Annotated in this window: 7 protein-coding genes and 1 pseudogene; 5 read left to right on the top strand and 3 right to left on the bottom strand. The window is 66.7% G+C overall.

Annotated features, from left to right (window positions below; translation table 11 throughout):
• Positions 1 to 181 precede the first annotated feature (181 nt).
• From FNH05_RS03960 to FNH05_RS03950, 3 genes and pseudogenes are all read right to left on the bottom strand, one after another.
• Positions 182 to 832 (bottom strand): response regulator, encoded by a 651-nt coding sequence (locus FNH05_RS03960; RefSeq protein ID WP_144585889.1) that lies wholly within the window; start codon positions 830 to 832, stop codon positions 182 to 184.
• Entirely contained in the window at positions 820 to 2,064 is a 1,245-nt protein-coding gene (locus FNH05_RS03955; RefSeq protein ID WP_144585888.1) for a sensor histidine kinase, read from the bottom strand. Before FNH05_RS03955 ends, FNH05_RS03960 begins: the two co-directional genes overlap by 13 nt.
• 312 nt (positions 2,065 to 2,376) lie before the next feature.
• Positions 2,377 to 2,580 (bottom strand): annotated as a pseudogene (locus FNH05_RS03950) (DUF2637 domain-containing protein); the annotation flags it as partial.
• Positions 2,581 to 3,122: 542 nt separating this feature from the next.
• On the opposite strand from FNH05_RS03950, the gene FNH05_RS38775 reads away from it, so the two are divergent.
• The 5 genes from FNH05_RS38775 (at position 3,123) to FNH05_RS03925 (ending at position 6,862) form a co-directional block, all read left to right on the top strand.
• Positions 3,123 to 3,326, top strand: a complete 204-nt coding sequence (locus FNH05_RS38775; protein ID WP_222426508.1) for a hypothetical protein — start codon at positions 3,123 to 3,125, stop codon at positions 3,324 to 3,326.
• A gap of 230 nt (positions 3,327 to 3,556) precedes the next feature.
• Entirely contained in the window at positions 3,557 to 4,117 is a 561-nt protein-coding gene (locus tag FNH05_RS03940) for a hypothetical protein (RefSeq protein WP_144585886.1), read from the top strand.
• Positions 4,118 to 4,918: 801 nt separating this feature from the next.
• Entirely contained in the window at positions 4,919 to 5,302 is a 384-nt protein-coding gene (locus tag FNH05_RS03935) for a DUF2199 domain-containing protein (protein ID WP_186382366.1), read from the top strand.
• A 28-nt stretch (positions 5,303 to 5,330) separates the two neighbouring features.
• Complete coding sequence (locus FNH05_RS37805) at positions 5,331 to 5,783, top strand: hypothetical protein (RefSeq protein WP_186382365.1); 453 nt, start codon at positions 5,331 to 5,333, stop codon at positions 5,781 to 5,783.
• A 50-nt stretch (positions 5,784 to 5,833) separates the two neighbouring features.
• Complete coding sequence (locus FNH05_RS03925) at positions 5,834 to 6,862, top strand: aldo/keto reductase (protein ID WP_144585884.1); 1,029 nt, start codon at positions 5,834 to 5,836, stop codon at positions 6,860 to 6,862.
• The last annotated feature ends 54 nt before the right edge of the window (positions 6,863 to 6,916 follow it).

Here is a 6,916-nt window from a genome sequence, read left to right as displayed (position 1 = left end):
ACATCAGCATGTCGTTCGCGCGCGCCCGAGGCAGTAGCGCTCCTATCCGACTTGATGGTGGTGGTGGGTACACCTTCCGCATCCGCGCCCGAACCAGCCACTACCAGCGCAGACTCCAAACCTGAAAGTGCGGCTGGAGTACCAGTACTCCAGCCGTAGATCGTGATCACGGATGGGAAGGTCAGGCCCGGGACGCTCCGAGGAACCGCAGCACGGCCAGGACGCGGCGGTGGTCCGCGTCGACCACGGGCAGGTCAAGCTTGGCGAAGATGTTGTTGATGTGCTTCGCCACGGCGCTCTCGCTGACCACCAGCGCCTGCGCGATGCCGGCATTGGAGCGCCCCTCGGCCATCAGGCCGAGCACCTCCCGTTCGCGGGGGGTCAGCCGCGCGAGCGGGTCGCTGTCGCGCCGCAGCAGCAACTGGGCGACGACCTGCGGGTCCAGGGCCGTGCCCCCGTCCGCCACTCGCCGGACCGCCGCCACGAAGTCGGCGACATCGGCAACCCGCTGTTTGAGCAGGTAGCCCACACCGCTGGTGTTCGCAGACAGCAGATCAGCCGCGTACCGTTCCTCCACGTACTGCGAAAGCAGCACCACCGGCGTCCCCGGCCAGCGCCGACGGATCTCCATCGCCGCCCGCACCCCCTCGTCGGTGAAGCCGGGCGGCATCCGGACGTCGATCAAGGCGAGTTCGGGCCGGTGCTCCGCCACTGCCGCCAACAGCCCCTCCGCGTCGCCGGCTTCCGCGGCGACCTGGAACCCGCCCATCTCCAGCACCTTGCTCAGGCCGACCCGCAACAACACCGAATCCTCGGCGATCACCGCGCGCACGGCAGCTCCGCGGTGATGGTGGTGGGCCCGCCAACGGGGCTGCTGACGTGGAAGGTCCCGTCGAGGGAGCCGACCCGCTTGGCCAGCCCGGTCAGCCCCGTGCCGGCGGCGTCGGCACCGCCCAGCCCGTCGTCGGTAACGCGCACTCGCAGCACGTCGCCGACCTGACGGACTATCACCTCTGCACGCATCGCGTTGGCGTGCTTCGTTGCATTGGTCAGCGCCTCAGAGATCACGAAGTACGCGACTGACTCCACGTTGGGCGCCAACCGCTCCTCCAGATTGACCCGCAGCCGCACCGGCAGGGGCGTGCGGGCAGCCAGCCCGGACAACGCCGCGTCCAGACCTCGGTCTTCGAGCACGGCCGGGTGCAGCCCCCGCACCAGGTCATTGAGTTCGGCGATCGCCTCCTTCGCCTCCAGGTGCGCTCTCGCGATCACCTCGCGGGCATCACTCGGCAGGTCCGGGCGGGTGGCAATGGCCAGACCCAGGTTGACCGCGAGAGACACCAACCGCTGCTGGGTGCCGTCGTGCAGGTCGCGCTCGATCCGGCGGCGCTCCGCGTCGACGGCCTCGATCAAGTCGGTCCGGCTCACGGCCAGCTGATCGACCCGCTCCTGGAGCCGCCGCGCCCGGCTGGGCCCGAGCAGGCCCAACGCCAGCCGCGCCTCGGCCCGGGCTACTGCCCGCGCGGTCCAGGGCAGGGCGCACAGGAGGAGGAGTCCAGCCGCTGTGTAAGCCGGCAGCTGGGTCAGGTAGCCGAACCAGTCCTGGCGGATTCCGGTTGGCAGCGCCCATGACCAGGCGTAGGCGATGACGCCCGCCAGGCACCCCGCTGCCACCGCGAGCACCAGCAGCTCCAGCAGCGCGAGCAGCGGGCCCAGCAGGAGGTGGTAGCCGATCTTGCGCCAAGGCTGCGTCGCCGCGAGCCATCGGGCGGTCGAGGCCCACGTCCGTTGTTCCGGCGCGGTGGGGGTGAGCCGGGGGACGTCCACACCGATGAGCACCCGGTAGCGAGCCCGCTGAACGGCCGTCAGCACCGGGGCGCCGAGCAGGACCAGGGCGGCCGACATGGAAACCGTAAGGAGCCAGTTCCCCGTCCTGTCGGTAGTCGTCGCCGCCCAGGCCCACACGGGCACCAGCGCCAGGTGCGGCAGCACACCAGCGGCAAGAAAGCCGGTGTCCCGCCGCGCCCGGAGGACTGTGCGTCTCAGTCCAGCCGGAATCGTCATGGCACGACGCTAGGGCACTGCAGGAGGACGCTGCCATGAAACCTGTACCCGATCTCATGGTGAACCTAGTACCAGCTGTAGATCTTGATCTTGGCCTGTGGGCGGACAGCACCTCGGATCGGTAGGTCGGCTTCTGCTGGCCGCTGGCAGGTAGACCGGGCCCGGTGGAACAGGCACTATGCCCCGGTGAGCATCGTCATCAAGTTCTTCGTGGCACCGGACGCCAAAGCTGCCCCTGCTGTCGCGGAGGGTGGTCCCGACGGGGTCTTCGAGTCCCTGACCTTCGGCAACTTCGATATCGAGAAGGCTCTGATCGACCGTGGCCGTCGTCAGGATCCCGTCCACGATCAACGGCCAGATCGCCGCCGTCGCCTCATCGGCACCGAACCGCAACGCGAACTCGCGACCGTGCCGGTAAGAGGCGTACGCCGCGCCGAGCGCGACCAGCGCGGTGCACGCGCATTGCACCCACAACGCGCGGTCCCGCCGTACGGATGCCGACCGGCCTACCGGCACATGCGGAACCTCGGCGCGAAGGTGGTCGGCTCCGCACGCGATGCGGGCCAACCCGTCAGCCTGAACTGGGGTCAGGCCGGTGATAAGCACGTCGCGGCTCATCGGGAACCACCCGCCACCACACGACGGGTGCCCACCGGGCGGATCGTGATCTCAGGACCTTCGACCGGCACTTCGCGCGAGGTGCAAGACAACTAGAGCCTCCGGCGGCCAGGGCTCTGCCCTGGACCCGGCACCGCTTCGGAGATCACCTCATCCCGTAAATGGGTAGGTGGAGAAACATGCCCGGGGCACAATTACAGGAGGTCAACCGAGCTCGACAGTGGCCCACGCACCCGAGGCCGCATGCCGCGACGATAGGTACTCTTGTGACGAGAAGCTTGCCTGCCGATGTACTGGACGTCCTCGACACCGTCCTGCGCCGGGACAACCCGGTTCACCGCGCTCTCCGTAGGCAGGTTCCACACCTCAAGATTTGCAACCGGTGCGCGTGTGGCTGCGGGACAGCGTTCTTCGAGCTCGACACGACTGCGGTTGAGCGAGTGGCCTCCGCAGGATCGAGAACCGTGGTGGCCGCCGACGCCCAGCTGTATACAGACGAGGGTGAGTGCGTCGGTGAAGTTCTGGTGTTCACACACGACGGCTATCTGTCGTGGCTGGAGGTCTGCTCTTTGAGCGACGAAGTCGAGGTGACGCTGAGCGCCGCCCGCCGGTGGCTCCAGTCCAATATGGACGCGGACAACTAGAACGAGCTGACACCGAGTGCCGTTTTACTGCCGTTAATCACCCCGAAGACACCGGAATGCGCCCGAACCAATCGGTGTTTGCGTCCGGGAAAAGGCCAGGTCACCGGAGATGACCGGAACTGCCCGGCCCCATCGAGCAACGGGTTGTCCAACAGCCCCTCCAGAGCCGCCGCGCGAAGCGTGAGCGGTCCAGTCCGTTGATCGCCATCGCCAGGTGGCACAGTCGGCACATGGCACAACCAGCCGGCATCGGCGACGTCATCCAGCGGTTTCCGATCGGTGAGCACGTGTCCGGGCGGATCAGGACCTACCTCCGGCCCAACAGCCGCACCGGCCTGTTCGTGGACCTCGAACCAGGCGTAACGGGCTTCGTCGACGGCACGGAGTTGCCGCTCCATGCCCACGACTGGCCACCCATCGGCGCGGCCATGCGGTTCGAAGTCCTTCGCCACGACCTCTACGAGAGCGTGTACGACAACCCCCACCGATGCCAGGTCCGGCTCTGGCCACTCGACCGGCGCTGGCGCAAGCCCCGGGCCCACCACTGGGGCTTCGACGACGAACAATGGGCCAGCATCCAAGCCCGCTACCGAATTGGCGCGACCGTGACCGGCACCGTCGACAGCGTTGCCAGGGGCAACCGCTGGTACACCGTGCACTTCGATGACGTCTGGGCCCGAGTGAGCTGGACCGGTACTCCGCCTGCGGTGGGAACCACCGGCCGGTACACGGTGTCCCGACTCCTGGATAGCACCCATCGAATCCTTATCACGCCCGAGACGACGTCGTAGGGGCCACCAGCGAACCTGCATCGCCCCGTCCTTCGCCTCCGGCAGCCAGGGCGCTGCGAGGAGGTCACCTCAGCCGCAGGGTGAGAAATCAGGACAGCGGGGACGGTTGCAGGATATACGGCATGGCGGCCGACACGTGCCCGAGTTGCGGGCAGCCCTTGGAATCCCACAACCGACATGTTCGGTTCACGCTGCCTGACCCCGTGCTCAATCTGACCGACTGGGCGAACGAACCAGGCACATGGATGAGCCATGAAACACCCCGCGACTCCGTGAGGCATCAACGGGAGCGGTGAGCATGCCCCAAGGTGGAACCGGGTTCGCAAGCCACCCCGAAATGCGAAGGTCTTGGTAGGCGGGCTCCCACCACATCCCGAAGATGTTCGGCAGCTCGGAGGGATCCACGGCCAGCCAAACGCTATAAGTGAGGGTATGTCCGCCTGCGAGGTGGATGGGCAACAACGCTCGAACAAAGGCGCCAACTTCAGGAACCTGCATCGTTAGGACGCGGCCACGCCAGTTCCCATACGTCGGCCGCATCAGCCGACACGAGTACGCGAGCCGCGTTCACCAAACGAGATTGCAGACGGCAGTCCCCTTGCGACAGTGCCAACCGACAGTTCCATCGGGTAGGACCGCGCCGCAGACAACCAACGGCAGGCGACCACAGCAATGGCCAACTACTGCGCCCGACGTAGGTGTCCGTCGTCTGCGACACCCGTGAGTCCCGCACGTGTCCTCGCATGTCCGCAACCCAGACTGCGCAGCCGTGACGTCTCACGAGCGTTTCCGGTGCAGTCTGTGCGCCGAGGAGCATGCGGGCCCCCGCTCAGCTACGGCACACGCGCGCCTGCCTACTGGCGCGACGACCTGGCCTCCCAGCCGGGGAACCTGCTCACCGCTGACCAATGCGTGATCGCGAACGAGCACTTCTTCGTCCGCGCCCGCATCGTCCTACCCATCGTCGACAGTCCGGAAACCTTCGAATGGAGTGTCTGGGTCTCCCTCAGCCCAGGCAACTACCAGCGCGCCTGTGACCTGTGGAACGACCCGGCCAGGGTCAACGAACCACCCTACTTCGGCTGGCCGGTGATGGTCCGGGTCCTTGTAGACCACGGCCCCCGCGACGATGAGGGCCATATCGCAGATGATCGCAACCGGCCGGTGCAGGAGCGCTGTTTCTGACTAGTCCAACATCATCCATTCTATCCCGGTGAAACGATGGCAGTTGCCGAAAGGAGAAATTGGGTTGACGACAGCAAATGTGATTCGGCTTGACCAGTTGGCCGCAGCAGCCGCAAAGCTCTTCGAACACGTCAGAGAGGTGCACGGCGACACCGTGGAGGTCGATGCCGACTACTTCTGGTCCATCCCGCCCGATGCGCTCTACAACGTCTACGAAGAACCCGAAAAGCTCACCATTGGTCAGTTGTCGGAGTCCGAACAGCACATCCGACAGCTCCTGGAGGGCCAGCGACCTCCTCTTGCCTACTACTTGGTCTGGCTCAGTGACCTGCTGCGCGCCGTGGGCTACACGGTGGCCGGGTGGCCTCTGCCGAACTTGGCTCATGTCCAGGGTGGCGTTCTCGCCCAGGATGCTCCCCCGCTTGACCAAGCGGAACAGCGCTCCATATACTTCTGGAGCGTTGTTCCGCTTGCCTCATAGTACGGCGCCGAGGTGGCGCCGGCCAGGCACAACCGCCGAAAAGGAGAGTCATGCAGTACCGCACGCTGGGCCGGACCGGGATCAAGGTCAGCCCCTACTGCCTGGGCGCCATGATGTTCGGCGCCATCGGCAACCCCGACCACGATGACTCGATCCGGATCATCCACAAGGCCCTGGACGCGGGGATCAACTTCGTCGACACCGCCGACATGTACTCACGCGGCGAGTCCGAAGAGATCGTCGGCAAAGCCCTCAAGGGCCGCCGCGAGAACGTCGTACTCGCGACCAAGGTCCACAACCCGATGGGCGACGATCCGAACCAGCGGGGCAACTCCCGGCGCTGGATCATCGCCGAGGTCGAGAATTCCCTGCGCCGCCTGCAAACCGACCATCTCGACCTGTACCAGGTCCACCGCCCGGACCCGTCGGTGGACGTGGAGGAGACGCTCTCAGCGCTGTCGGACCTGATCCACAGCGGCAAGGTGCGGGCGATCGGCTCCTCGTGCTTCCCGGCCTCGGAGATCGTCGAAGCGCAGTGGGTCGCCGAACGGCGCGGCCTGCAGCGCTTCCGCACCGAGCAGCCGACCTACTCGATCCTCAACCGCGGCATCGAACGCGAGGTGCTGCCGGTCTGCCAGCAATACGGGATGGGCACGCTGGTCTGGAGCCCGCTGGCCGGGGGCCTGCTGACCGGCCGGTACCGCAAGGGCCAGCAGGCGGACACTCACCGGGCCAACTACGGCTTCAAGCACCTCAGCGACGAGCGCCGGCTCGATGCTGTCGAGCAACTCGTCTCGCTCGCCCAGGACGCGGGTTTACCGATGACCCACCTGGCGATGGCGTTCGCGATCGCCCACCCGGGCGTGACCTCGGCGATCATCGGGCCGCGCACGATGGAACACCTCGACGACCTGCTCGCCGGTGTCGAGACCACCCTCGACGACGGCATCCTCGACAAGATCGACAAGATCGTCCCGCCCGGCACCGACATCGGCACGCTCGACATGGCCTACCAGCCGCCCGCCCTGCAGCGGGCCGGCCTGCGGCGCCGGCCCATGGACGAGCGCGCCGCCGCCTAGCTGGTCGAGGACGGGAGCCAGGCCGTCGACCTCCCCGCCATTCACGATGACCGG

The organism is Amycolatopsis rhizosphaerae, from assembly GCF_007713715.1.
Taxonomy (GTDB): Bacteria; Actinomycetota; Actinomycetes; order Mycobacteriales; family Pseudonocardiaceae; genus Amycolatopsis_E; species Amycolatopsis_E rhizosphaerae.
This window is presented reverse-complemented; position numbering and strand designations above follow the sequence as displayed.

Coding starts and splice junctions, on each gene's coding strand:
- FNH05_RS03955 (WP_144585888.1), bottom strand. CDS start 2,064: ATGACGATTCCGGCTGGACTGAGACGCACAGTCCTCCGGGCGCGGCGG.
- FNH05_RS03940 (WP_144585886.1), top strand. CDS start 3,557: ATGGCACAACCAGCCGGCATCGGCGACGTCATCCAGCGGTTTCCGATC.
- FNH05_RS03925 (WP_144585884.1), top strand. CDS start 5,834: ATGCAGTACCGCACGCTGGGCCGGACCGGGATCAAGGTCAGCCCCTAC.